General features: G+C 60.1%; 26 protein-coding genes and 1 tRNA gene. 15 read left to right on the top strand and 12 right to left on the bottom strand.

The features are described 5' to 3' along the window. Nucleotides 1–44: 44 nt before the first annotated feature. On the top strand, nt 45–272 hold the full coding sequence (locus tag NX84_RS11170; protein WP_039676591.1) for a hypothetical protein: 228 nt from the start codon (nt 45–47) through the stop codon (nt 270–272). Between the two features lie 175 nt (nt 273–447). Here NX84_RS11170 and NX84_RS11165 read toward each other — a convergent pair whose 3' ends face one another. Then, the gene (locus NX84_RS11165; protein ID WP_039676589.1) at nt 448–1,023 is read right to left on the bottom strand and encodes a hypothetical protein; all 576 of its coding nucleotides are present in this window, start codon (nt 1,021–1,023) and stop codon (nt 448–450) included. Nucleotides 1,024–1,304: 281 nt separating this feature from the next. Between NX84_RS11165 and NX84_RS11160 the strand changes: the two genes are divergently transcribed. From NX84_RS11160 to NX84_RS11115, 11 genes are all read left to right on the top strand, one after another. Beyond that, a complete protein-coding gene (locus NX84_RS11160; protein ID WP_039676588.1) occupies nt 1,305–1,889 on the top strand; it encodes a CarD family transcriptional regulator in 585 nt (194 codons plus the stop codon). Then, nucleotides 1,861–2,610 carry a 2-C-methyl-D-erythritol 4-phosphate cytidylyltransferase gene (ispD, locus tag NX84_RS11155; protein WP_039676587.1) on the top strand — a complete coding sequence of 250 codons (750 nt, stop codon included), beginning with the start codon at nt 1,861–1,863 and terminating at the stop codon, nt 2,608–2,610. Before NX84_RS11160 ends, ispD begins: the two co-directional genes overlap by 29 nt. Further along, entirely contained in the window at nt 2,603–3,094 is a 492-nt protein-coding gene (gene ispF / locus NX84_RS11150; RefSeq protein ID WP_039676586.1) for a 2-C-methyl-D-erythritol 2,4-cyclodiphosphate synthase, read from the top strand. The genes ispD and ispF overlap by 8 nt, the downstream gene beginning before the upstream one ends. A 28-nt stretch (nt 3,095–3,122) precedes the next feature. Next, nucleotides 3,123–3,323 (top strand): hypothetical protein, encoded by a 201-nt coding sequence (locus NX84_RS11145; protein ID WP_126297619.1) that lies wholly within the window; start codon nt 3,123–3,125, stop codon nt 3,321–3,323. Nucleotides 3,324–3,335: 12 nt separating this feature from the next. Then, nucleotides 3,336–4,058, top strand: coding sequence for a hypothetical protein (locus NX84_RS12380; RefSeq protein ID WP_052319766.1), 723 nt, complete (start codon nt 3,336–3,338; stop codon nt 4,056–4,058). A 33-nt stretch (nt 4,059–4,091) separates the two neighbouring features. After that, on the top strand, nt 4,092–5,513 hold the full coding sequence (gene cysS, locus NX84_RS11135) for a cysteine--tRNA ligase (RefSeq protein WP_039676582.1): 1,422 nt from the start codon (nt 4,092–4,094) through the stop codon (nt 5,511–5,513). A gap of 42 nt (nt 5,514–5,555) precedes the next feature. After that, nucleotides 5,556–6,503, top strand: a complete 948-nt coding sequence (rlmB, locus tag NX84_RS11130) for a 23S rRNA (guanosine(2251)-2'-O)-methyltransferase RlmB (protein WP_039676580.1) — start codon at nt 5,556–5,558, stop codon at nt 6,501–6,503. A gap of 303 nt (nt 6,504–6,806) precedes the next feature. Continuing rightward, complete coding sequence (locus NX84_RS12710; protein ID WP_309473134.1) at nt 6,807–7,106, top strand: lactococcin 972 family bacteriocin; 300 nt, start codon at nt 6,807–6,809, stop codon at nt 7,104–7,106. A 6-nt stretch (nt 7,107–7,112) separates the two neighbouring features. Continuing rightward, complete coding sequence (locus tag NX84_RS11125; RefSeq protein ID WP_039676577.1) at nt 7,113–9,098, top strand: hypothetical protein; 1,986 nt, start codon at nt 7,113–7,115, stop codon at nt 9,096–9,098. Nucleotides 9,099–9,101: 3 nt separating this feature from the next. Beyond that, nucleotides 9,102–9,728 (top strand): heme ABC exporter ATP-binding protein CcmA, encoded by a 627-nt coding sequence (gene ccmA / locus NX84_RS11120; RefSeq protein WP_039676575.1) that lies wholly within the window; start codon nt 9,102–9,104, stop codon nt 9,726–9,728. 8 nt (nt 9,729–9,736) lie between these two features. Beyond that, nucleotides 9,737–10,348, top strand: a complete 612-nt coding sequence (locus NX84_RS11115; protein ID WP_145961869.1) for a helix-turn-helix domain-containing protein — start codon at nt 9,737–9,739, stop codon at nt 10,346–10,348. A 141-nt stretch (nt 10,349–10,489) separates the two neighbouring features. On the opposite strand, the gene NX84_RS11110 is transcribed toward NX84_RS11115, so the two are convergent. Genes NX84_RS11110 through NX84_RS11095 form a run of 4 tightly spaced genes read right to left on the bottom strand, consistent with a single transcriptional unit; the run spans nt 10,490 to nt 14,068 of the window. Continuing rightward, complete coding sequence (locus NX84_RS11110; RefSeq protein ID WP_039676571.1) at nt 10,490–11,290, bottom strand: CE1 family esterase; 801 nt, start codon at nt 11,288–11,290, stop codon at nt 10,490–10,492. Between the two features lie 11 nt (nt 11,291–11,301). Continuing rightward, on the bottom strand, nt 11,302–12,258 hold the full coding sequence (locus tag NX84_RS11105; protein ID WP_111689379.1) for a metal ABC transporter permease: 957 nt from the start codon (nt 12,256–12,258) through the stop codon (nt 11,302–11,304). After that, nucleotides 12,236–12,937: a metal ABC transporter ATP-binding protein gene (locus tag NX84_RS11100; RefSeq protein ID WP_039676569.1), complete on the bottom strand. Its 702-nt coding sequence runs from the start codon at nt 12,935–12,937 to the stop codon at nt 12,236–12,238. The genes NX84_RS11105 and NX84_RS11100 overlap by 23 nt, the downstream gene beginning before the upstream one ends. Continuing rightward, nucleotides 12,938–14,068 carry a metal ABC transporter solute-binding protein, Zn/Mn family gene (locus NX84_RS11095; protein WP_039676568.1) on the bottom strand — a complete coding sequence of 377 codons (1,131 nt, stop codon included), beginning with the start codon at nt 14,066–14,068 and terminating at the stop codon, nt 12,938–12,940. A gap of 73 nt (nt 14,069–14,141) precedes the next feature. Between NX84_RS11095 and NX84_RS11090 the strand changes: the two genes are divergently transcribed. After that, complete coding sequence (locus tag NX84_RS11090) at nt 14,142–15,263, top strand: LacI family DNA-binding transcriptional regulator (RefSeq protein WP_039676566.1); 1,122 nt, start codon at nt 14,142–14,144, stop codon at nt 15,261–15,263. A 37-nt stretch (nt 15,264–15,300) separates the two neighbouring features. On the opposite strand, the gene otsB is transcribed toward NX84_RS11090, so the two are convergent. Genes otsB through thrE form a run of 5 tightly spaced genes read right to left on the bottom strand, consistent with a single transcriptional unit; the run spans nt 15,301 to nt 20,085 of the window. Further along, complete coding sequence (gene otsB, locus NX84_RS11085; RefSeq protein ID WP_039676565.1) at nt 15,301–16,047, bottom strand: trehalose-phosphatase; 747 nt, start codon at nt 16,045–16,047, stop codon at nt 15,301–15,303. Between the two features lie 30 nt (nt 16,048–16,077). Then, a complete protein-coding gene (locus NX84_RS11080) occupies nt 16,078–16,581 on the bottom strand; it encodes a hypothetical protein (RefSeq protein WP_232235739.1) in 504 nt (167 codons plus the stop codon). Beyond that, on the bottom strand, nt 16,581–17,996 hold the full coding sequence (locus tag NX84_RS11075) for an alpha,alpha-trehalose-phosphate synthase (UDP-forming) (RefSeq protein WP_039676561.1): 1,416 nt from the start codon (nt 17,994–17,996) through the stop codon (nt 16,581–16,583). Before NX84_RS11075 ends, NX84_RS11080 begins: the two co-directional genes overlap by 1 nt. Nucleotides 17,997–17,998: 2 nt before the next feature. After that, nucleotides 17,999–18,358, bottom strand: coding sequence for a hypothetical protein (locus tag NX84_RS11070; RefSeq protein WP_039676560.1), 360 nt, complete (start codon nt 18,356–18,358; stop codon nt 17,999–18,001). Nucleotides 18,359–18,408: 50 nt separating this feature from the next. Next, nucleotides 18,409–20,085 carry a threonine/serine exporter ThrE gene (thrE, locus tag NX84_RS11065; protein WP_039676559.1) on the bottom strand — a complete coding sequence of 559 codons (1,677 nt, stop codon included), beginning with the start codon at nt 20,083–20,085 and terminating at the stop codon, nt 18,409–18,411. Nucleotides 20,086–20,272: 187 nt separating this feature from the next. Between thrE and NX84_RS11060 the strand changes: the two genes are divergently transcribed. Then, nucleotides 20,273–20,345: transfer RNA gene (locus tag NX84_RS11060), tRNA-Thr, on the top strand. Nucleotides 20,346–20,349: 4 nt separating this feature from the next. Here the strand turns inward: NX84_RS11060 and NX84_RS11055 are convergent. After that, nucleotides 20,350–20,892 carry a TetR/AcrR family transcriptional regulator gene (locus tag NX84_RS11055; RefSeq protein WP_039676557.1) on the bottom strand — a complete coding sequence of 181 codons (543 nt, stop codon included), beginning with the start codon at nt 20,890–20,892 and terminating at the stop codon, nt 20,350–20,352. Further along, complete coding sequence (locus NX84_RS11050) at nt 20,876–22,378, bottom strand: MFS transporter (RefSeq protein ID WP_039676555.1); 1,503 nt, start codon at nt 22,376–22,378, stop codon at nt 20,876–20,878. Before NX84_RS11050 ends, NX84_RS11055 begins: the two co-directional genes overlap by 17 nt. Nucleotides 22,379–22,550: 172 nt before the next feature. Between NX84_RS11050 and NX84_RS11045 the strand changes: the two genes are divergently transcribed. Next, nucleotides 22,551–24,296 (top strand): pyruvate dehydrogenase, encoded by a 1,746-nt coding sequence (locus NX84_RS11045; RefSeq protein WP_039676553.1) that lies wholly within the window; start codon nt 22,551–22,553, stop codon nt 24,294–24,296. Nucleotide 24,297 lies beyond the last annotated feature (1 nt).

The following is a 24,297-nucleotide window of genomic DNA, read 5'->3' as shown; positions in this document are numbered from 1 at the left end:
CCACGTAACTACCCGCCCTTCAAAGAATCATTCAAGGAGACACAATGAAGAAGATCCGTCGTTCCCTCGTTGCAATCGCTGCTGCATCCGCCGTCGCTGTGGCTGGCACCCCGGCCGCTTCCGCTGCTACCTACCCGGAGCCGCTGAACCAGGTCATGGACACCATGATTCGGTACGGTGGCCCGCAGGCACCGAACCTCCTGCTGGTTCCGGCCACCCTGTCCACCCTTGGCTGGGCCCAGGCAATCCTCGCTAGCTCCTCTGTGCGTTAAGAGCCTGTAGAGCTCACCACGCTGTCGCCGCCGTGCACCTTTGTGCGCGGCGGCGTTGGTGCGTTTTGAGTAAGGAAGAAGCCGGCATTGCGAAACCGCCCTAGCTGAGACGTTGCTCAGCTAGGGCGGCGTAATGCGGTCAGCTAGGGCGGTGTGAAGCCTCGCGGTCGAAGCTTTACTTAGCCTCGGTGTAGCCCTCTTCGGACTCCGGGTCGCGGTCAAACTTGCCGGCCTCCAGCGGGGAAGCGGACACGGTGGCGTCGACCTCAATGGTGCCGGTGTTGAAGGTGAAGGTCACCGGGCGGGAGCCACCGAAGGCGAAGCCATCGTTCTCCAGGGAGGTGGTCACGTAGGTGATGTTGTTGTCCTTCTCATCCTTCGGAAGGTTTTCCAGGTTGGTTGCGGAATCGCCGTACAGTGCCTGATCGCGGGCAATCGGGGTAGCGCCCTCGATGACGACATCTTGGCCATCAACGCTCACGGATTCCAAGGTGACCTCATCGACCTTGTAGCCCTGGTTCACGGCGATGAACTTCAGGGAGGTTTCACCGGAGTCCGGCTCAACCTGAATGGTGACGTCACGTACGGCCACCTTGCCATCTTCGGTGCTGGCGGTTGCGCCATCGACAGCTGCAACCTTCTCCGCGGTCTGCGCAACATGACCAGCCGAGCAGGAAGCCAGCGCCAGCGCGGAGAGGGCGGTAACTGACATGATGGCACCGCAGCGAGCGGCGGACTTCAGGGACTGCACTGTGAGTGTCCTCCATTGAATTGCGATCACAAAGCTTATCAACGCTTTAGCCTAGTCCCTCTCCACGAAAAGCACACAGTTTCCGGCAAACCCCTTGGGTAAACCGGGGGTAGCCATTCTTCACCACGTACGCTACGTGGTGTATAGCCTCCCCGCGATGCCTCAGCGGGCGGGGGTGAAATACCGCGTGCTAGAATCGATTCCCTGTATATGCGGCCCATCGAGAGCAGAGCGAGCGTACTCGATGAGCATCGTCTTCAAAGGCTTCACAAGGAGTGGCAATGGAATTTAAGGTCGGAGAGGTCGTCGTCTACCCGCACCACGGCGCCGCCAAAATCACGGCGATTGAAACGCGCGAGATGGGTGGCGAAACCCTCGAGTACCTCGTCCTCCAAATCAACCAGTCCGACCTGGTCGTCCGTGTGCCTTCCAAGAACGTCGAAATGGTCGGCGTACGTGACGTCGTGGGCAAGGAAGGCCTAGAGAAGGTCTTCTCCGTTCTGCGTGAGGTAGACGTTGAAGAGGCCGGCAACTGGTCCCGTCGCTACAAGGCCAACCAGGAGCGCCTAGCGTCCGGCGACATCAACAAGGTTGCTGAAGTTGTTCGTGACCTGTGGCGCCGTGACCAGGACCGGGGCCTGTCCGCCGGTGAGAAGCGCATGCTGGCCAAGGCGCGCCAGATTCTCGTAGGCGAGCTCTCCTTGGCTAAGCCGGTTGACGAGAAGAAGGCCGACACCATGATGGAGGAAATCAACGCCACCATCGAGCGCCACCGTGCCGCTGGTTTGGTGGACGATAAGTCCATCACCACCGACGTTGATAGCGACATCGATCTCGATGACCTCTCCTTCGACGACGAAGACTAAACCTCGCGTCATCGCGCTCGTTGCGGCGGCAGGCAAGGGCACGCGCCTCGGCGCCGAGGTGCCCAAAGCCTATGTCGAGCTGCGCGGGCGTACTCTTTTGGAGCGCTCCGTCCAGGCGATGGTTACCTCCGGCATCGTCGATGAGGTCATCGTGCTCGTCAGCCCCACCATGGAAAGCTACGCGGAGTGCATCCTGGCTCGCGTCGAGGCTGACATTCCTCTCCGTCTTGTCCACGGCGGCGGCGAGCGCGCCGATTCCGTGTGGGCGGGATTGCAAGCAATCCCGGAGGAGGAGGCCGTGGTGCTCATCCACGATGCGGCCCGGGCTTTGACGCCTCCGGGGATGATCGCGCGCGTCGCCAAGCGCGTGCTCGAGGGCGCCACCGCAGTTATCCCAGTCCTGCCCGTCGCGGACACCATCAAGGAAGTGGAGGGCGAGGCCGTCCTTGCCACGCCAGACCGCTCCCGCCTGCGCGCTGTGCAGACGCCACAAGGCTTTTCCCTGGCCGCGCTCCGTCACGCCAACGTGGACTATTGGGAACAGAACCCGGATTTCACAGCGACGGATGATGCAAGTCTTATGGAATGGCATGGCGCGCGCGTGGACACCGTCCAGGGTGATACCTTCGCCTTTAAAATCACCACTCCCATCGACCTCGTTTTGGCCAAGGCTGTGACGGACGAGGCCGAACCGACCATCTTCGAGGTACCTAGTGACTAACCCCATAATCCCCCGCGTTGGCATCGCCACCGACGCCCACCAGATCGAGCCCGGAAAAGAATGCTGGATCGCCGGGCTTCTCTTCGAGGACGCCGACGGCTGTGAGGGCCACTCCGATGGGGACGTGGTAAGCCACGCGCTTGTCGACGCTCTACTGTCGGCCTCCCACCTCGGCGATCTCGGCTCCTTCGTCGGAGTGGGCCGCCCTGAATATGACGGTGTGTCCGGTGCGAAGCTGCTGCGCGAATGCCGCGAGCTGCTGGAGAAGGAAGGTTTCATCATCGGTAATGCCGCAGCACAACTCATCGGGCAGACCCCGAAGATGGGGCCGCGCCGCGCGGAAGCTGAAGCTGTGCTGACGGACATTCTCGGCGCGCCCGTGTCGATTTCTGCCACCACGACGGACCGACTCGGCTTCACTGGCCGCGAGGAAGGCCGCGCCGCCGTGGCCACGGCCGTAGTCTGGCGCGCTACCGAGTCCTAACGTAGAGTCATGGGGAAAGGAGGTTGCTGTGGCTTTGACAATGCGCATTACCAATACCGAGGCGCTGTGTGCCCGGCATGACGAACTCCTGCATGCCTTGGAAGCTGCCATAGGGGAGAACCTTAGCTCTGAGGACCTTCGCATGCTCGCAGTAACCGGTCGATTCTCCACGGAAGAGCGCGCGCTTTACGATGAACTCCGTCGCGTAGAGCTCATGCTTGAAACCTAAGTCGTGGTGCGCATGGGGGGATCAGGGCTACAGCTGACGGCGGAATTCTTTAACTGGGTGCATGCCGTGCATCTGAAGGTGTTGCCCCTCAACGAAGAATCTGACATTCAGGTGTGGACAGACCTCAATCCGGACGATGGTACAGCGTTGTTGGAATTGCACGCACCATTGGTTTATGGGGTAGGAAGCCAGAGAAGTCAGTGCGTTTCCTACAGTGACCTCTTCGAATCTGTTGTTCGTTTTCACACGACTATGTCGCCTGATGAATTGTCTCTTAGCGTCAAATCGAGCAAGTTTGAGCTGCGGGTAGGGACTGCCCCAGGAGTTCGTTTCGAATATGAACGTGACAACCGTACCGCTCCGACTGCCCATATACATCATTCAGGAGTGGCAGGACTATTGAGTCCCGCGCTGATGAAGAACTTTTCCGGGGTGAAGAACCCCCGGAAGAAAGTCAGAATTGAGGATATACATTTTCCTATAGGCGGCCGGCGATTTCGGGTATCTCTGGCGGACTACTTTTCCTTCCTTTTTGTCGAGTGTGGTTTTCGATCGAGCCCCGGCTGGAAAAGCATCCTCGCAGATAGCCGGGAAAAGTGGCTCGATGGACAGCTGCGTGGAGCCATAGCTGATAATCCTGAAGAAGCTGCGCAGGTCTTGCGACGAATGGGATATACCGTTGAAAAGACGAGTACAGCAGTTGATACTGACGCGCGGGAGCATCGGCCGTGGTGAATTCCTAACTCAGGGTCAATTAGACTAGTCCGCGTGAGTACTTTGCGCATTTTCGATACCGCTACCCGCAGCCAACGTGACTTCGAGCCGGTTCGTCCCGGCCACGCGTCCATCTATCTGTGTGGTGCCACCCCGCAATCCCAGCCGCACATTGGCCACCTGCGTTCCGGCGTGGCCTTTGACATCCTGCGTCGCTGGCTCATCGCGCAGGGCTATGACGTAGCACTGGTGCGCAACGTCACCGACATCGATGACAAGATTCTCACCACGGCTGCGGAGAACAACCGCCCCTGGTGGGAGTGGGTATCCACCTACGAGCGCGAGTTCACCAAGGCATACAACACCTTGGGCGTGCTGCCGCCCTCCGTGGAGCCGCGCGCGACCGGTTTTGTCACGCAAATGGTGGAGTACATGCAGAGGCTTATCGACGCCGGCTTTGCCTACGCCGTACCTGGTGGCCCAGCGGGGGAGGACGATGAGGCTGGCTCCGTCTACTTCGACGTTGCTGCGTGGAATGCCACGGAAGGCTCGGATTACGGCGCGCTGTCCGGCAACCGCGTCGAGGAGATGGAACAGGGCGAAACAGACAACGCTGGCAAGCGCAGTCCTCAAGACTTTGCCCTGTGGAAGGCTGCTAAGCCGGGTGAGCCGTCGTGGCCCACGCCCTGGGGCCGCGGGCGTCCGGGCTGGCATCTGGAGTGCTCGGCGATGTCCACCTACTATCTGGGCAGCGAGTTCGATATCCACTGTGGTGGTCTCGACCTGCAGTTCCCGCATCACGAGAACGAGATTGCACAGTCGCATGCGGCCGGCGATAAGTTTGCCAACTACTGGATGCACAACCACTGGGTGACCATGTCCGGTGAGAAGATGTCCAAGTCCCTGGGCAACGTGCTTTCCATCGCCAACATGCTGGAGATCGTCCGCCCGGTGGAGCTGCGCTACTACCTGGGCTCGGCGCACTACCGCTCTGTGCTTGAATACTCCGAGTCCGCGCTGACCGAGGCTGCAGCGGGCTACCGCCGTATTGAGGACTTTGTGGGCAGGTTCGAGGGTGTTGAGAAGGGCGAGTGGACCCTGGCATTCGAAGAGGCCATGAATGATGACATCGCCGTGCCGAAGGCCCTGGCAGAGATCCACACTGCAGTACGTGCGGGTAATAAGGCACTGGCTGAAGGCCGCCACGACGACGCCGAGCGCCTCGCCGGTGCCGTGCGCGCCATGGCTGCGGTTCTTGGCTTTGATCCGCTGGATGAACAGTGGAAAGATAGTGCCGTTACGAGCGGTGCTGATGCGGCACTGGACGTCTTGGTCCAGGCTGAGCTGGAGCGCCGCACCACTGCCCGCGCAGAAAAGGATTGGGCTACTGCGGACGCCGTGCGCGACCGCCTTGCAGCCGCGGGTATTACCATCACCGATACCGCCGACGGACCTACGTGGTCCCTGGCTGACTAACGTCCTCGGCATCCGTCGAGGACAACTTAAGGAGTAAGAACTATGGCACGTACCCACGGCCGCGGCGGCGCGGGCGCCCGCAAGTCCAACAAGAAGGGCGCCACGAAGGGTTCTGGAGGTCAGCGCCGCAAGGGATTGGTTGGCAAGGGCCCGACGCCTAAGGCGGAAGACCGCATTTACCACGCTAAGCACAAGGCGAAGCTGGAACGCGAGCGCCGCAACTCGGGGCGCCACCAGAAGGAAACCGCGGAGATGGTCGTGGGCCGCAACCCGGTCATCGAGTGCCTTCACGCCAAGGTGCCGGCCACTTCGCTCTACATCGTGCAGGGCACGCGTAACGACGCCCGCCTCTCCGAGGCCGTTGCCATGTGCAATACCCGCAACATCCCGATCCTCGAGGTTCAGCGCCACGAGATGGATCGCATGACGGGCAATGGTTTGCACCAGGGCATTGGCCTGCAGATTCCGCCCTACAAGTACGCCGAGGTGCATGATCTCATGGATCGCGCGCGCGACGCTCAGGAACCGGGCATGTTCGTCATCCTCGACAACATCACGGATCCCCGTAACCTCGGCGCCGTCATCCGCTCCGTCGCTGCTTTCGGCGGCCACGGCGTCATCATCCCGGAGCGCCGTTCGGCCTCCGTCACCGCGGTGGCCTGGCGTACTTCTGCCGGCACTGCCGCGCGCCTACCGGTGGCACGCGTGACCAACGTGACCCGCACCGTGCAGGATTTCCAGAAGGCCGGCTACCAGGTGGTCGGTCTTGATGCTGGCGGCGAGCACACCCTTGATACCTACACTGGAGGCACGGACCCCGTCGTCATCGTTATTGGCTCTGAGGGCAAGGGCATTTCCCGCCTCGTTCGCGAGAATTGCGATGTCATCATGTCTATCCCGATGACCGCGTGGGTCGAATCCTTAAACGCATCCGTTGCTGCGGGTGCAGTGCTTTCGGAGTTTGCTCGGCAGCGTCGCGCTGCGAAGTAACACGTAATTTGGAAGGCGTCGCGTTGTGTGGCGCCTTTTTGTTTGCCTCCAATGTGTCTGCTGGGCAGCTCCCGCCGTCCTGGTTGCAAATGTCCAGGGCTGGAAAACCAGACCTCCTGCTTGTATTTTCACGCGCTTGCCGACACCCCGCAATCCACCAGAGAGCTGCGGATTGAGGCCTGGGTATTTGCGCGGAGTTGATGAATCTGCGAAAGGTAACTTTTGACACTTGAACGCTGTTCAGGGGCAGCGTATATCTCTTAGTAGCGCGCGCTATAAGTTCGGATTCTTCTCAAGAAAGGAATGCTTATGAAAGTGAGCATGTCAAAGCGAGCAGTTTCAGTAACTCTCGCAGGTTTGTTGGCGTTGGGTGGTACAGGTGTTGCTGGGGCCACGATTGTAAATATCGATGGCGGCACGTGGGACTACGGTACGGGTAGTGGCCAAGTTTGGTCGCACTACTTTCACAATGGGGTGCGGCACGGTTCAACTGCTGTTGGTACCTTCAAGTCGGATAGCGGTTGCGTCAACAAAAACACTTGGTCACGAGCAACAGCTCCCAAGAAGCCCTCTGGAAATAAGTCCTATTACCGACACTGCTAAGGCTCGATGAAAACTTCAGTCAGACTACTAACCGTAGGGATTTTGCTCTCTACGGTTATTAGCGCATTCATTGCCTTTGTCGGAGCCAGCCTCTTATCGACTCTGGATTATCGGCTTGGCAACGAGTTTGTCCAGATCGAAGACTTCAAACCTGACAGTCACACAGAAACACTGTTTCCTGAGCTTTCTGAATTTGCAGGGGACTCAGGATTTGACGTATCGATTTATTACTCCTCGCTAGCTGATTCGGATGGTGAGCTGCGAATCTACTCCTCGGCTCTGCCTTCAGGTGCAGCTAACTTTGAGTCTCAAAAGTTTCAGAGAGGCGAAAAGTTTGTTTGGTATCCATTGTCGGAAATTCCGACTAAGGAACCGCGCCAAGTTTTTAACATTAAAGGATCGGAAAATGACGCTCGAGAACTAACGACATGGTTGGAGGAGCGCGGGTATTCCGTGATAGGGCTCCAGAACTTGACTTGGAGTTTCGTCATGACTTCGTCGCTGCCTTTGTTGGTCGCGGCTGCTTTTCTACTCGCGCTCGTGTTGGGTGGCGGGCACTGCCTAGTGCGGGCTCGCGAAATCGGCATTCACAGACTTTTGGGGCTAAAGCTATCGCAGACGCTAAGGCTTGATATAACGCGACTTGCCAAGCAAACATGGCTACCGTTTTTTCTTGCGGTCAATTTTATTGCGGCGGCGTTGTATCTTTACAACGACTGGGCAGAAGCGACGTTGTTTTGGGCCTTTTTCGGCGTTTCTGTGTTGCTCCAATGGGTCGGTTTGGCGCTGGGCTATGTGCTCGGGCAGTTATTGGTTCGAAATATTTCGATCCCGCAGGCCATCAAAGGCAAGGTGCGGGCGCGTCCGATTACTTACGCACTGTATGCTGTCCGGCTATTGGCACTCTTGACGAGCCTGACGGCACTTTCGCAGATGGTTGATACCGGTGCTGAGGTGTCCGCGCGAGAGGAATTGCAACCGTATTGGAGCGAACATGCCAATGAGCAAGAGTTTGCCCTGAGCTCGAATATCACTCCGGATGAAAAAGAACAGGCTGCAGCTGCAGCGCCCTTGCGTAAGGCGGACCGCGAAGGAAAGCTACTCTTAGCGGATCCTTTTTGGATTACCTGGCCGACTCAACTGGAAGCCCCGGTTATTCTCAGCAACCATCGGTTCGCCGTTCAAGCTGGTGTTGCCCCTTCTGAAGAAGACGTAACCGTTTGTGCTCCCGTTGCCCTCAGTGAAGAATCCAAACAGACGATTATTGACTCCGTTGCATTTGAAGCCGAACTCGCGAAGAAGAAAGTTCCAGATTTTAACTGGAAAGAGGACTGTTCGCTTGGGCAAGTCTTTTCCTATGACGTTGAGCTGCGGCCAGTAATTAATGACCCCATTGTGGTCTCGTTACCAGTGGGGCTTGAAGCTATCGGTGACCGGAATTTACTCGCGAAAGCCTCGCAGAAAGTCCTTCTTGCCATCGAGCCAACTGTCGTTGGTGAGCTGAAAGATGGGACGGTGGGCAAGGTGCTTGCCACGGCACAACCGCATGCTGATTCCTGGCGATCGTCCCTTGAGGAAGCCAAAGATCAATTCAGCCTTTGGTCGTTAAACACGGTCGTAGCGATATTACTGGTTTCCTTGTTAATCGTCGCGGGACTTTTCAGTTTCCAGGTGGCGTTCCGGCGAGAGCTCTATGTTTCCTTCATTTGTGGGCGCAGCCCGTGGAAGATGTGCAGGAAGATTCTGCTGGCCGAGCTATTCTTTTTCGTTACCACCATCGGCTGGGTTTTGTATCGTTTGCGCGAGCATAAGGAACAACTGGAATCGCACTATCCATCAACGTGGTCGATGGGGTTTGAAAACAGGTGGTCCACGGCAACCGTTCTTGCTGTCGTCGCATTTTCGATCGTGTGGATGTGTATTTCAATCGGTTTGACCTGGTGGATTAGTGCGCGAAATCAAATGCGCTGGACAGACAGCGAGGGAAATTAGGATATGGAAATTCAGGTTGAAGACCTTCACTACAGTGTGAAGGGAAAAATGATTCTTTCCGGCCTTACGCGGTCTTTTGCGGCTGGCCGGGTGACTGCATTAACCGGTGTCTCCGGAAGTGGGAAAACCACCCTGTTGAACCTCTTGGGCGGTCTGATCTCGCCGGACAAAGGCTCAATCATGTGGGATGGAAACAGCATTGCATCGCTATCGGCAGGTCGACTGCGCAAGTATCGACGCGAATGCGTTGGGTATCTTTTTCAAGATTACGGCTTGGTTCCTGACCTCACCGTTGTCGACAACGTGAAGCTCGCAGCCAGTAACGTTTCGCGCCGTGCTTTCGACGAGGCGCTAGACAGCGCTTTGGCGCAGGTCGGTTTACGCGGCTATGAAAAGCGTGTGGTCAGCGGCTTGTCGGGCGGCGAACAACAACGAGTAGCCTTGGCGAGGATCCTCGTTTCCAAGCCCAAAATCGTATTGGCGGACGAGCCAACCGGTGCGCTTGACGAGGACAATGCTCAGCTGGTTGTTGAACACCTTCGTGCTTTCGCTGACCAAGGCGCCGTTGTCGTCGTCGCGACGCATTCCAAGCATGTAGCCGACCAAGCAGACTGCGAGGTAACGCTTTAGTGTGGCGATTGAAATACTCGGATATGCCGTGTCTGCTCGCAGGCATCCGAGAAGATGAGCAACCGATACTCGATGAGCTAAGACGCTACTTCCTCTGGACCCAGGTTGAATGTGCGTCCACTCAAAGGGAGCTGCTGAATGCATTGTCTCGCTCACAGGAGCAATTGCTGGTGTTGTGCGAGCGCAAAGACTCGGCGACCTGGGTATGGGATATACAAGAGTTAAAGAGCAGCGATTTCATTTACTTGGTGGATTATTCACAGCATTCACGTGAGAAGCTTCAAAAGGCAATCAATTTGGGCGCGTCTGCATATTGTGTGGTTACCCCGGAATCTCGCTACGGCCATGAGGGCCTTAAATTAAGTTGTTGCTTCGATATAAACGGCGTAGCTGTTGGGACAATGCCTGAACCAGATATGCAGCGAAACCTCGAGCGACTATCCGCAATTCAGCTTCGAATTCTAAACGGAATTATATGTGGGCACTCAAATAATGGCATCGCGGAAGAAACACATCTTTCTGTGCCAATGATCAAGAAAATAGTTTCCCAGCTGCTTGACATCTTTGCTGCAGAGAACAGAGTCCAGTTAGCCCTCAAAACCTTACCCGCTATGGGTTGAGCTGCCAATCCTGTTGCAAATTCCCAGGGCAGGAAAACCAGACCTCCTGCTCGCATTTTCACGCGCTTGCCGACGCCCCGCAATCCACCAGAGAGCTGCATTTCCAGGGCTGGGTAAGTAGCGGGGAGGCGAGCCGCGAGGCTATAAGCCGAAGAAGTCCTCCACCACTTGGGCCGCGATGAAGCTATCGGTATTCGGGCCCAAGCGCGCGTCGAGCCCGTTGCCCGACGGAATGACGTGGCCCACGCCTTTCATGGTCCACAGTTCGACGGGGTTGTCACCTTCCCAGGAGTGCAAAGACACATCAGAAAACGGGCGGGTTACCTTGGCCTTAGAGCAACCGTTCATCGTGGCGAAGCGCTGCGCAGTCCACAACGCGGAAGTAACCTCGCCGCGGGAGCTATTCGCGAGGCCAGCTTGGCCGCCTTCATAAGGCGCTAGCGGGTCCGCAGTGCCGTGCATCAGGAGAATTGGGGTGGGCTTATAGCCCTCGGGATTAGACGGCGCATGGTTAGCGCCGCTGCCCATCGTCGAGGCGAAGATGCAGGCGCCGTCGAGGAAGCCGGGGGCGTCGAAAAGCAGGCGTATTACCATCTGCCCACCGTTGGAATAACCGCAGGCGTAGGTGCGCTGCGTGCCGTATTCCTCCTGCACGGTGGCGGCGACGTGCTGGAGAAAGGCGACGTCGTCAATGCCAAGCTCACGGGCCTTGACCGGCAGTACCCCGCGGGCGTCGTTGAAGTGCCTATCCACGCCGTCGGGGTAGACAACCACCGTGCCCGTGCGGGCGGCGAGCTCATCAAAAGTGCCGTTTGTAAAGCGCCGCATCACGCTGCCATTTTGCAGCGAACCGTGGAGGAAAAGCAGCTGGTTCGGGCCGGGATCTTCCGGCGCGACGACGGTGTATTTACGCTTGAATCCCTGAAATTCCACGATGGTCATGGAACAAAAGTTTAGTCGGGGTGGGCGCAGTGCTCGTCGTGGGTGCTGGTGTGGTGCTTTTCCGAATCGCTGCGGCCCTCGAAGTGAGCTTTGGTGACGCGGGCGGCGGCGATGTCGTCGCGAACTGCGCGGCGGTTGCGTAGCCAGCCGATTAGACGGCAAACCAGGTAAATGACAAAAGAAATCGTGGTCACGAAGACCGAGACCGGCAAGCCTGGTGCTAGCGAGAGGATGAGGCCACCCACAGCAGCGACCTCGGCGAAAAGCGTGGACCAAAGCACCGCGCGCACCGGAGAGGAGGTGATCTGCACTGCCGCTGCGCCCGGTGTAATCAGCAGCGCCATGACCAGCAGCGAACCGACAATCTGCACCGACTGCGCCGCGGTAAGGCCCACCAGAATGGCGAAGCCTACGGAGATAGTGCGCACCGGTACGCCGGCTGCCTGCGCCATGACCGGGTCGGCGGAAGCGAAAAGCAGCGGGCGCCAGAAGAGCAACACGACGCCCACGATGATGACGGTAGTCAGCGCCAGCAGCCACACCGAGGCCGCGGAAACACCCACGATCTGGCCGGTCAGCAGCGTCATCGCCGTATTGGAATTGCCCGGATAGAGATGCAAAAACAGCACCGATAGACCAAGGCCAAAGCTCATCACCACGCCAATCGCGCTGTCTTGCTGGCCTTTCAGCCCCAACACCGCCAGGATGATGGCGGCCACGATGGCGCCCGCGATGGCACCAAAGCCTAAGTTAAATCCGAAGAGCAGGGCCGCCGAAGCGCCCATCAGGGCGAGCTCAGACGTCGCGTGCACCGAAAAGGACATCTGGCGCAGCACGATGAGTGAGGTCATCACGCCAGAGAGGATGCCCAGTAGCGCGCAGGCCCACAGGGAAGACTGCACGAAATCGACGCCGAGCAGATACTGGGTGTCTTCGAAAAACTTATTAGACAACGATGAGCCTCCCATCGACGTTGAGGACGGTCACGGAGGAACCATAAAGCTCGGATAGCACGTCGGAGCGCATGACCTCATCTACTGGGCCAAAAGTATGACCGTTTGGTGCGAGGTAGAGCACCTTATCGACGACGTGCAGCACGGGGTTGATGCCGTGCGTGACGAAGAGAACGGAGGTGCCGCGCTCGCGACACCATGCCTCGAGCCGCTCGACCGTCACTTGCTGCTTTCCCGGATCCAGTGACAAGAGAGGTTCATCGGCGAGAATGAGCTCTGGGTCGTTGGCAAGCGCCTGGGCCTGGCGGATGAGCTGTTGCTGGCCGCCGGACAACTGACCCACGCGTCGGTCCGCGATACCGGTAGCGCCCACCTCCTCCAGCAGCTCATCCACGCGGTGCCGGGGAGGTCGGCGGTGCCGGACAGTGCCATGGGCTAGCGATAAGGACACCAAATCACGCGCACGCAGGGGGAGATCAGCGGGGAACATACGTTGCTGGGGGATGAAGCCGACGCGACAATCGACGTCCACCGTGCCCGCCGTAAGCGCACGTGTGCCCAGGATGGTGCCCAGCAACGTGGATTTGCCGACGCCGTTGGGCCCCAAAACGGCGATGAACTCGCCGCGGTCCACGGCGAGGTTCAGGTCCGACCACAGCGGTTCTACTGCGGCATGGTGAAAGGAAACGAGCACTTATGCGGCCTCGAGTGCGCTGACGGCTTCTTCGTAATAGTCGAGGAAGTTGGTGTTCTCCGGCGGGGTTTCGCCGATTTCGACGACCGGAATGTTCTTGTCCTCAGCGGCGGAACGGATGCGCTTGGTCATGTCGGTTTCGGTCTGCGGGTTGAAGATGAGCAGGTCGACCTTGCCCTGGTTAATCGCTTCGAGGAAGCGCGCAAGGTCCGCAGCGCTTGGCTCGCCCTCGGCGACAGTGGCCTTGCGGTAGCCCTCCGGGGTGACGTCGGTGCTGTCGGAGTACTTCATGATGTAATCCGCGATGGGCTCGGTCTGCGCGTAATTCTGTGCCGGCAGCTTTCCGACGCGCTCCTTGATCTTCTCCACACGCTGAACCAGCGGGTCCGCGGTGGCCTTGGCTTCCGGGTTGGTCTTGTTGACGAGTGTGGCTACCTCATTGGCCACCTTCTCGATGGCTGCGGCGTCGTACCAGACGTGCTCGTTGCCTTCGATGTTGGTGATCGTTTCTGGGTGCTCGGCGGCAATCTTCTTGGCCTCATCCATGCTGACGGTTTCGACGTCATGCGCGTGCTCGTGGCCGTCTTCATGCGCATGCTCGTGGTCATGGCCCTCATCGTGCGCGTGCTTGTGGGTGTGGTCACCATGCTCGTGGCCGTCTTCATGTGCACGCCCGTCATGCGCGTGGTCATGCTCATCGTGCGCATGGTCATGGGAATGCTCCGTGAGGGGCAGAGCGTGAATGATGGCGTCCTGGTTCTTCACGGCCTGGTAGAGCCAGGCATCATAGCCACCGCCGCCGGCAATGATGACATCGGCTTCGTTAGCACGGGCGATGTCGGCTGCGGTCGGCTCGAAGTGGTGCGGGTCCACGTCATTGCCGGTGACGATAGCCTTGACGTCGATGTTGACGTCGGTCTCCGCGGTATCGACCACTGCTTGCGCCACGTCAGCCCAAATAGACGTCGAGGCGACGACGTGGATGGTCTCTTTATCGCTTCCGGTCCGCGCGCCGCCGTCAGAGTTGTCACCGCTGGAGGAGCAAGCAGTCAGCGATGCAGCGCCGAGGGTAGCGGCGAAAAGGAGAGCGGTGGGGCGGCGCCAAGATTGGCGTGAGAGCGATGTAGTCATGGCGTCTATTCTAACGGTCTAGTGAAAATTGTTGTCAAATGATAATGAGTTGAAAACGGGTAAGGTAACCGGCATGTCCACTCGCAGCACCACGCTGGCCTCCCTCGCCGCCGAACTCGGGGTTTCCCGCACCACGGTGTCCAACGCGTATAACCGTCCTGACCAGCTGGCACCTGCTACCCGGGAGCGAATCCTGGCCGCAGCCGCGGCCCGCGGTTACGTCGGTCCAGATCCCACCGCGCGCAGTCTGCGCACGCGCCGCCAAGGCTCGGTGGGGGTGCTGCTCACCGAGCACCTGTCCTATGCCTTCGAGGACATGGCGTCCGTTGACTTCCTTGCCGGCATGGCGGAGGCCTCTGCGGGCGCGAGCACGACTTTGACTCTCATCCCGGCGGGCCCCGATACGGTAGGCACGTCCGATGACGCTCACGCGGGCCAACTCGTCGGCTCCGCAGCGGTGGATGGTTTCGTGGTGTATTCCGTAGCTGCGGGCGATGCTTACCTCGAGGCCGTGCGGCGGCGCGGGTTGCCGGTCGTGGTCTGTGACCAGCCCACGGATTCTGGCTTGCCCTTCGTGGGTATCGATGACAGGGCTGCGATTGCCCCAGCAGCGCGCGCGCTTATCGACGCCTCCCATACCCACATCGGCATCCTCACCATCCGCCTGCACCGCGAGCGTCTCGACGGTTTCGTCTCTCCCGAGCAGCTGGCGGCCGCCGATATGCACGTGCAGCGCTCCCGCGTTCTGGGGGCATTGGACGTCTTTCAGGAGGCTGGTCTTTCTCCGGAATCGATTCCCGTGGTCACCCGGCACATTAATGATTCCCGCACGGCATACGCTGCCGCGGAGGAATTGCTCACCGCGCATCCGGAGCTTACTGCGGTGCTGTGCACGACGGACTCCATGGCGCTGGGCGTGCTGGCCTATGCGCGCGACCACGGCATCGCCGTGCCTTCGCAGCTGTCCGTTACCGGCTTCGATGGCATCGCCCCAGCCTTAGCCGTGGGTTTGAGCACCGTCGTGCAGCCCAACAAAGCGAAAGGCGCGGCCGCCGGACATATGCTCGCCGACCTCATCGACCGCGCGGGTGCCCGGATGGGGGCGTCGTCGCGCACCACTCAGACCCAGGAGCAGCCGTGCACGGTACTCAGCACGACCTTCCACGAAGGCCGTACCGTCGCGCCCCCGGCGTAAGACACCGAGGTGCAGGTAAGGGGCACGGCGCGGGCTATTAACGCGAAACGTGAGCTGCACGGGCGGCCGCGAGCTCGTCAAGAAAATCCGACACCGCCGCCACATCCGCGACTCCATGCGTGGCCAAGGTATCGCCCTCGCCCACCTTCACACCGAGGTCCGGCGGTTGGTTGAGCACGGCGAAACCGTCCTCGTCGGTCGTGTCATCACCTAGAAAGACCATGGCCGTAGCGCCGACGCGCTCGCGCAAGGTCTTAATCCACGTGCCCTTTGTTGCCTGCGTGGCGGAAAACTCCACAACGCACTTGCCCGCCGTCTTGGGGAATCCATCCGCGCTTAAGGCCAAGCCCTCCTCATACGCCGCGGCGGCAGCAGCGGGGTCTTTGAGCTCTAGAGCGCGCAAGTGCAGCACGCGCTGGAAAGGTTTGGCCTCCAGCTCCGCGCCGGGATGGCGGGCGATGATCTCCTCAATCTCCGACTCTTTCTTGGCCAGATGCGCCTTCATTTCCGGGGTCAGCGGGGATTCCTCCCACGAGGATTCCGCACCATGTGAGCCACCCATGAGCACCGGCTCACGCAGCGGACACACGCGCTTGAGCCCGTCGAGGTGGCGGCCTGACAACACCGCCACTGTGGTGTCGGGCAGCTGCGCAAGCGACGCAAGGGCGTCGAGAGAGCGCTTCTCCGGCTGGACGGCGTCTGGGCGCGTGGCGAAACCGGCGAGCGTGCCGTCAAAATCGGACACCACCGCGAGGTGCGCGGCTGAGGCAAGAGCATCCATCATGGAGCCCACCCTAGCCCTAAAGCCCTAGTCCTAGAGCGAGGCCATCCGAATAATGGGGGAATCCACCTTGTCTGTGCGCAGCGTCAACACCAGTTGGTTGTTGTGGTTCAGCGCAAAATCAAAGTCATGACCCTGCGCGATGAGGGTACGCAGAAGCTTGTCCGCCCACAGCGCCGACCCTGTGCAGTCCTCGTTCGACGGCACCGATTCGTAGTCGACCTTGTCCACATGCATGCCATCGGCCTCCCAAATCGTGGAGTCCTTATCACCCTCGGTAAAAGACACCTCGGCGGTAAACGGCACGCATCCCGTCGAGCCCACCACCGTGTGCTCACCGAAGCTCATGTGTGGAACCTGCGCCGTATCCGGCGCGATGGCCGACGGTGCTTCTGGAGTGGTGTACAGGTTCGTGACCTGCCATTGCTTGCCGACGACCCTCTCATCACTCCGCGGAGCAGGTTCCTCCTCAGCGGACCCGCAGGCAGGAAGCGCGGCTAGGCACAGCGCTACGAGCGCCATAGAAAACCTGCGCATCATGCCTCCTTCAGAGCGCCGAGGAAGGATTCCGACCACAGCGCAATGTCATGCTCACGAACCTGGCGGTTCATTGCCAGCATGTGCTCGCGCATGAGTTCCGGGGACTCATCAAGGGCCTTGACCGCCGAAAGCAGCGCGCGCTTAATGGACTCGATATCGAAGGGGTTACACAGATTCGCCTGCGGCAACTCCACCGCGGCACCAGCAAACTCAGAAAGCACGAGTGCGCCCGAACCATCGCCATGAGAGGCCACGTATTCCTTGGCCACGAGGTTCATGCCGTCCTTAAACGGCGTGACCAGCATGATATCCGCCAAACGGTAGTAGCTGCGCAGCACGTTCTTAGGCACGGAACGGTGCTGATAGTGCACCACCGGCCGGCCGAGCTGGCTAAAGCGCCCGTTGATGCGGCCCACGGCTTCCTCCACTTTGGAGCGCGTGGCGCGGTAGTGGTCAATGCGCTCCCGCGAGGGCGTTGCCAGCTGCACCAGGGTTACCTCCGCCGGGTCCAGCGCGCCCGTTTCGAGCAGCTCCTCAAACGCGGTGAGACGCTGCAAAATACCCTTCGTATAGTCCAAGCGGTCCACGCCCAAAATGATGCGCTTCGGATCTCCCAATTCGGCGCGGAGCTTAGCGACGTCCCCCTCATCACCCCCACCTCCGAACTCACCCGCCGCAATGGAAATCGGGAAGGCAGCCACGCCCACGGAATGCCCACTATTCGTGGTGATGTGGGCGGTAACACGGCGAGTGCTTACCTCGCCTTCGACCTCCAGACCTTGGGTGCGCGCGAGCTCGAGGAAGTTGTGGGCGTTGGATTCGAGGTGGAAGCCGATCAAGGAGGCGTCGAGAAGCCCGCGTACCAATTCCTCACGCCACGGTAACTGGCGGAAGAGATCGGGGGAGGGGAAAGGAATGTGCAGGAAGAAACCAACGGTGAGGTCTGGGCGCAGCTGGCGCAGAATCCCCGGCACGAGCTGCAACTGGTAGTCCTGTACCCACACCGTGGCGTTTTCTGCGGCCACGGCGGCGACTTCGTTGGCAAAGCGCAGATTGACCTCGCGGTACGCGTCCCACCAGTCGCGGTTATAGATGGGTGTGACGATGAGATCGTGGTACAAGGGCCACAGTGTGGCATTGGAAAAGCCCTCGTAGAAGGCTTCATAATCGTCCTGGGTCAGGCGCACCGAGTGGAGTAATACCCCATTGTCCGTGGTGAAGGGCTCCGGGGCTTCATCAGCCACGCCTGGCCAGCCCACCCAGCAGCCGTGGTGTTTCTCCAAGACCGGGGAGAGCGCGGTGACGAGCCCGCCTGGCGAGGCCTTCCACGTGCGGGTGCCATCTGGGCTGGTCTCGAGGTCAACCGGCAGGCGGTTAGCCACGACGACGAAGCTATTGGAGCGCCCGGGCATACTTAGGCCTTCTTAATGGTCTTCTTGGTGGCCTTTTTCGTTGCCTTCTTGGTGGACTTCTTCGTCGCCTTCTTAGTGGCTTTCTTGGTGGCCTTCTTTGTTGACTTCTTAGTCGCCTTCTTCGAGGCCTTCTTGGACGCCTTCTTCGTGGATTTCTTCGGCGCAGCGTCTTCGTGCTCTGCCAGTACCTTGCGGTGAACCAAGCCCTCTGGCTCAACGCCCAGCATCGACATGAGTGTCACGCCGTCCAGGAAATCCTCGGCGTAGGTAGCAACAACGCGGCGCGCGGCGCGGGCGGTCTCTTCCTCGACGGCATGAGTCTGATCAGCGGCAGGCTGAGTGTCTGTGACCTTGGGTGGCACGGAGTCCTCCTGGAATGAAGTGTGAAAGCTTTCAGACCGGCTATTCTACGCTATTGCTCGGCCGGCGGGGTGGTGGGGGCGTCTTTGCCCGGCACCGTGTAGGTGGGACGCTGCGCAGGGAATTGGGTGGTAGCAGGCCACATATCGGTGACCGCATCGCCCTGCTGGAAGCGAGCCTGCTGTGCCGGGGTCGGTGGCTTCGGCCCATACTGCGGTGGCGGGGCCGGCAGGTTGTGACGAGGGGCGAAGGGGGACATGGGCACGCGCGGGATGCGGGCGCGCTGCGCCAAGCGCGTGGCGCGGGCGAAAGAGAAGGTGCCTAGGCGCTTGAAGGCGGTGTAAGGACGGAAGTACTTCGGGCGGCGCAGGCGACGGGCCACGCGCTCACCAAACACCACGCCGGCCGCTAGCGCGCCGGCGATGGCCAAGGCACTGGCCAGGTTGGTCAGACCGGTGATGATTTGTTCGTTCAGCGTGGCATACATGCCGCGGTACAACGTTAGGCCGGGAAGCATGGGCGTATAGCCCACAATCATCGTGATGAGCGGCGGCATCATGTAGCGGCGGGAGAGCAAACCACCGGCCAGGCCCACAGCCACCGCCGAAATACCCGAGGCCACCACCGGACCTACGCCAAACGGCACGACGATGGAATAGTAAAAGACCATACCGGCGGCGGCCGTCAGTCCGGAGATGGCGACCTCTGTCCACGACGCGCCCAGTGCCAGCGCAAAACCCGCCGAGCCGATTCCACCGCATACCACGAGCAGCGGGATTTGGTGGTAGACGGGCGGTGCCAACGTGGCCAAAGGCGGCAGGCTAAAGCCCAGCCACCCGGCCACCTGGATACCCAAACCCACACCGGCGATGATGGCGCCGGTGGACATGAGGGCCTCAAAGAACTTCGCCGAGGACGTTACCGGCGCGCGCGTGATGCCATCCACCAAACACTGCACCAGCGTCAGGCCAGCCACGAGGACGATAATGCCCGAACCAATGATCTGTGAGGGCAGCATCTGGATGCCGAACTGCGCAAACACGTTGTACAAGATCGCCGCCGGAACAACCGCCAAGAGGCCGCCCACGAGGTTCTGATAGAAGGGCGGCAGGCGGTACTGGGCCAAGAACATGTTCGTGCCCATAATGAGCGCCGAGATGAGGAACGTGACCACGCCGACGAGCAGGTCGCCGCCCAGCATCACGGCAATAAAACCACCCATAGCGCCCCAGGCGCTCACGATGGTCTTCTTCGAGTACGGATTCTTCATTGCATCGATATCATCGAGAATCTTCTCCGCCATCGACGGCGGAGTGGCACCCGAGTGGATAGAGCGAATGAGGCGGTCTACCGCGGACAACTTGGTAAAGTCCACCGCAATACTCGGCGCGACGCGGAATACGTGCAGGTTGCGGCGGTTAGCGCCGGTGCCAATCGCGGTGTGAATCGTGATGGTGTTGAGCAGAATCGACACGTGGCAATAGTGCAGACCATAGGAGGAGGCCACGAGGTGGATCTGTGCCTGTGCGTCCGTATTCGCCGTGCCTGCTGCGATGAGGATTTCACCGACGCGCGCGGCAATCTCCATGACACCCGTGACCTGCGCCGGGTCGGTCAGATCAACCGGGGCAAGCGGGGAAGGCGGCGGAGCAGCTTTAGCGGCGTCAATGGTGGCGACGTGCGCCGAGCCATCGCGCAGGCGCTGGCGAAACGAAGAAAGAACAGACACGGAAAAAGAAAGACCTCAACAACAGTTCTGGGTTCGGTAAATCAGCACTTTAGTAACTGTCGCCGATTTATGCACCTGCCAGTGCTTTTAGTGTGGCGCGGCGCACGCTTTTGTGCAGCACACAGACCCCGGCTTTCCTTCCTTGGGGTGGACTCGGGTACGATTCCCCTAGCGGATCATCCGCGGTGCTGGAGTGGCGCAATTGGTAGCGCAACGCACTTGTAATGCGTAGGTTGCGAGTTCAAGTCTCGTCTCCAGCTCAAACTACTCAGCCTTACAGTATTTGGAGAGGTGGCTGAGGGCGACGTCGATAAGCGCACGGCGCCGGCGTGGCGGCAGGGGGCGCTCGGTGAGGTGGTCGTGTACCCACAGACCGTGTGCAATGACCGACGCCAGCAGCACGGACTCGTCCGCCGTGGCGGGGTCAGGGAGCCAGCGCTTATCGACGTCCCTCCATACCTCCTGAAAGTCCGGATGCGACTGCGCGTGGATGGACATGAGCAGCTCAATGAGCGGGTCATTCTTGCCCATCGATTCGATGGCTGCGCGGTAGCGCTGACGTTCCGTGAGTTGATCTGCGGTCTTGCCGCCGGAGAGGTGGATAAGTTCCTCTTCCCAGCGTTCCGCGCACAGCGTATGGCAGTCAATGAGCAGCTGGTGCCGGGTAGGGAAGTGGTAGATGAGTCCGGACTTGCTGATACCAGTAGCTGTGGCGAGGGAATCGTAGGTCAGCGCATGCATGCCGTCCTTCGCGATGATGATGAGCGCTATTTCGAGCGCTTCGATCTTTTTACTGATGCGTGGCATCGGCACCTCCAGACTTTGGATTGTTGCGGAAACACCAGCCGGTCACCGCGGCGAAGAGGAGCATCACCATGGCGAGCCCGGCGGCGGTGCTGAGGTAGGCGTGGGTATAAGCGCCGGAGGATACCTCGACCAGCTCCGGTGTGTATAGCGCCTCCATGCCTAGCTCCTGGATGTCTTCAGGCAGGCCGCGCGTGAACAGCAACGGCACGAGCGAGCCCGTCACCGCGATGGAGAGCAGCGTGCCGAATTCATAGGAGACCTCTTCCACGCCTGCGGCCATGCCGGAGCGCGATGCTGGTGCCGCGCCGATGATGGCGGTGGAGGACACCGACATGACAAGACCCGCGCCCACACCGGTGAGGAAGAGTCCCGCCATATAGGCCGGGAAGAGTTCGCGGTGCCCACCCCAGACGGTGCAGCCGATGCCCCCGGCCATGAAGAGGAAGCCGCCGGCAATAATCGGCAGGAAACCCCAACGGTGCAGGTTTGCACCACCCAGGGCAGACATGGGCAGTGCTGCCAGCGCGATGATGGAGATGATGAGCCCGGCATGCAACGGTGAGTACAGGTCTACGAGCTGAAGTTTTTGGGTTGTGGTCATCTCCAAGCCCGCCATGCCAAACATGGCGCCTGCCGCTGCCAGTACGCCTCCCGTGAAGATAGGGGAGCGGAAGATGTCGAAGGTGAGGAGGGGATCCTCCAGTGTGTCTTGGCGGCGCGTAAACAAAACGGCGCCGACAAGGCAGGCAGCGAGTGCGCCGCCGATGAGCATGGCGTTGAGGTGGGAGCTGGCCACAGATTTGATGACGAGCACGAGGGATGCCAGCGTCACCAGCGCATACAGTGAGGACAGGGCATCCCAGTGCTTGGCTGGATTCGCCACGTTCGGCGGGGCGAGAAACACAGTGAGCACGAGCGCGATGATGACAATCGGCACGTTGACCAAGAAGACCGAGCCCCACCAGAAGTGCTCCAGCAGGAAACCACCCACGGTAGGGCCCGCCGCGGCACCGACGACGGCAATCGAGCCCCAAATACCAATCGCCGTGTTGCGCTCAATCTCATCCTCAAAGGTCAAGCGGATAAGGGCCAGCGTGGCGGGCATCATGACGGAGGCGCCGAGCCCCAGAAAGGCGCGGGCAGCGACGAGCTCCCACGCGCCGGGCGCGAGTGCTGCTGTCAACGACGCCGCACCGAAAATCCACAGGCCAATGACAAACATTCGGCGATGCCCAATTTTGTCGCCCAACGTGCCGGTGCCCAGTAGGAGACCGGCGAGCATCAGGGCATAGGCGTTGATGATCCACAGCTGCTGCAGTGAGGTGGCGTGGAGTTGCTCGGAAAGCTCCGGTAGCGCGGTGTAGAGAATCGAGTTATCCAGACCGATCATGAGCAGGCCTAAGGAGACGACGGCAAAGAAGGTCCAGCGGCGCGTCGCGGAGGTGCGGAGGGCGTCGGTAGGCGCGGTGGTCTGTGCGTTTGTCATGCTGCGAAACTCTAGCGAACGGTCGTTACAGTTTCAATCTTGAATAAAGGGTTTTGTTGTTGAGGTCACAAAGGAATTCTTACGTGAGAATCCAGCTTTACTGTGGCGAAACCGGCCCTGTTAGAGCAACACTGGGGTCCTGTTCACAATAAACGTTAGAGAGGAAGACTTCATGGCACGCACATATGCTGCACAACTCGTCGAGATGCTCGAGGCCCAAGGCGTCGAGCGTATTTACGGCCTTGTGGGTGACTCCCTTAACCCCATCGTGGATGCGGTGCGCCGCTCCTCCATCGAGTGGGTCCACGTCCGCAATGAGGAGGCCGCTGCCTTCGCCGCGGAGGCGGATTCTCTCACCACCGGCAAGCTGGCCGTGTGCGCTGCCTCCTGCGGCCCGGGTAATACGCACCTTATCCAGGGGCTTTACGACGCCCACCGCAACGGCGCCAAGGTCCTCGCCATTGCTAGCCACATCCCATCGCGCCAGATCGGCTCGAAGTTCTTCCAGGAAACCCACCCGGAGGCCATCTTCCAGGAATGCTCCGGCTACTGCGAAATGGTGAACTCTGCTGAGCAGGGAGGCGTTGTCTTGCACCACGCCATCCAGTCCACCATGGCGGGCAACGGCGTCTCCGTCCTCGTTATCCCCGGTGATGTCTCCATGCAGGAGGCAGAGGATGACACCTTTACGTCCTCGGCTATCTCCGCAGGACGTCCCATTGTCTACCCGGACCCGGCCGAGGCCGCTGCCTTGACCCAGGCTATTAATGAGGCCAAAACCGTCGCCCTCTTCGTCGGTGCCGGTGTGAAGAACGCCCGCGAGCAAGTTCTGGCTCTCGCGGAAAAGATCAAGGCACCCATTGGTCACGCCCTCGGCGGCAAGATGTACATCCAGTACGACAACCCCTTCGACGTCGGCATGTCCGGCCTCCTCGGCTACGGTGCGGCCCACGAGGCTACCCACGAGGCCGACCTGCTCATCCTCTTGGGCACGGACTTCCCGTACAACGATTTCCTGCCAGATGCCAACGTGGCGCAGGTCGACATCGACGGCCCCCACATCGGCCGCCGCACCCGCATCAAGTACCCGGTGACCGGTGACGTTGCCGCCACCATTGAGAACATCCTGCCGCACGTCGATGAAAAGAAGGACCGCTCCTTCCTCGACACGATGCTCAAGAAGCACTACGACAAGCTGGAGCACGTGGTGGAGGCCTACACCTCCGGTGTGGAGAAGCACACCCCGATTCACCCGGAGTACATCGCGGACCTCATCGACAAGGAAGCCGACGAGGATGCGATCTTCACCGTTGATACCGGCATGTGCAACGTGTGGGGCGCGCGCTACATCACCCCGAACGGTAAGCGTGAGCAGATTGGGTCCTTCCGCCACGGCACCATGGCAAACGCCTTGCCGATGGCTATCGGCGCCCAGGCCGCGAACCCGGGCCGCCAGGTCATCAGCTTCTCCGGTGACGGTGGCCTCTCCATGCTCATGGGTGAGCTGCTCACCGTGAAGCTGCACAACCTGCCGCTCAAGACCGTCGTCTTTAACAACTCCTCCCTCGGCATGGTCAAGCTGGAGATGCTCGTTCAGGGCCTCCCAGAGCACGAAACCGACCACGAGCACGTCAACTTCGCCCAGATCGCCGAAGCTGCGGGCATCAAGCACTTCCGCATCGAGGATCCGAAGGACGCGCCGCGCCTCATCAAGGAGGCGTTGGCCTACGAGGGGCCAGCGCTTATCGACGTCGTCACCGACCCCAACGCCCTCTCCCTCCCACCGACGCTCACCTTCGAGCAGCTCATGGGCTTCTCCAAGGCGGCTACCCGCACCGTCTTCGACGGCGGTGTGGGCCAGATGCTCAGCATGGCGAAGTCCAACCTGCGCAACATCCCGCGTCCACAGGACTTCTAGC

Source organism: Corynebacterium minutissimum, from assembly GCF_000805675.1.
GTDB lineage: Bacteria > Actinomycetota > Actinomycetes > Mycobacteriales > Mycobacteriaceae > Corynebacterium > Corynebacterium minutissimum.
This window is presented reverse-complemented; position numbering and strand designations above follow the sequence as displayed.

Coding starts and splice junctions, on each gene's coding strand:
- NX84_RS11170 (WP_039676591.1), top strand. CDS start 45: ATGAAGAAGATCCGTCGTTCCCTCGTTGCAATCGCTGCTGCATCCGCC.
- NX84_RS11160 (WP_039676588.1), top strand. CDS start 1,305: ATGGAATTTAAGGTCGGAGAGGTCGTCGTCTACCCGCACCACGGCGCC.
- ispD (WP_039676587.1), top strand. CDS start 1,861: ATGACCTCTCCTTCGACGACGAAGACTAAACCTCGCGTCATCGCGCTC.
- NX84_RS12380 (WP_052319766.1), top strand. CDS start 3,336: ATGGGGGGATCAGGGCTACAGCTGACGGCGGAATTCTTTAACTGGGTG.
- rlmB (WP_039676580.1), top strand. CDS start 5,556: ATGGCACGTACCCACGGCCGCGGCGGCGCGGGCGCCCGCAAGTCCAAC.
- NX84_RS12710 (WP_309473134.1), top strand. CDS start 6,807: ATGCTTATGAAAGTGAGCATGTCAAAGCGAGCAGTTTCAGTAACTCTC.
- NX84_RS11125 (WP_039676577.1), top strand. CDS start 7,113: ATGAAAACTTCAGTCAGACTACTAACCGTAGGGATTTTGCTCTCTACG.
- ccmA (WP_039676575.1), top strand. CDS start 9,102: ATGGAAATTCAGGTTGAAGACCTTCACTACAGTGTGAAGGGAAAAATG.
- NX84_RS11110 (WP_039676571.1), bottom strand. CDS start 11,290: ATGACCATCGTGGAATTTCAGGGATTCAAGCGTAAATACACCGTCGTC.
- NX84_RS11105 (WP_111689379.1), bottom strand. CDS start 12,258: ATGGGAGGCTCATCGTTGTCTAATAAGTTTTTCGAAGACACCCAGTAT.
- NX84_RS11095 (WP_039676568.1), bottom strand. CDS start 14,068: ATGACTACATCGCTCTCACGCCAATCTTGGCGCCGCCCCACCGCTCTC.
- NX84_RS11090 (WP_039676566.1), top strand. CDS start 14,142: ATGTCCACTCGCAGCACCACGCTGGCCTCCCTCGCCGCCGAACTCGGG.
- otsB (WP_039676565.1), bottom strand. CDS start 16,047: ATGATGGATGCTCTTGCCTCAGCCGCGCACCTCGCGGTGGTGTCCGAT.
- NX84_RS11080 (WP_232235739.1), bottom strand. CDS start 16,581: ATGCGCAGGTTTTCTATGGCGCTCGTAGCGCTGTGCCTAGCCGCGCTT.
- NX84_RS11075 (WP_039676561.1), bottom strand. CDS start 17,996: ATGCCCGGGCGCTCCAATAGCTTCGTCGTCGTGGCTAACCGCCTGCCG.
- NX84_RS11055 (WP_039676557.1), bottom strand. CDS start 20,892: ATGCCACGCATCAGTAAAAAGATCGAAGCGCTCGAAATAGCGCTCATC.
- NX84_RS11050 (WP_039676555.1), bottom strand. CDS start 22,378: ATGACAAACGCACAGACCACCGCGCCTACCGACGCCCTCCGCACCTCC.
- NX84_RS11045 (WP_039676553.1), top strand. CDS start 22,551: ATGGCACGCACATATGCTGCACAACTCGTCGAGATGCTCGAGGCCCAA.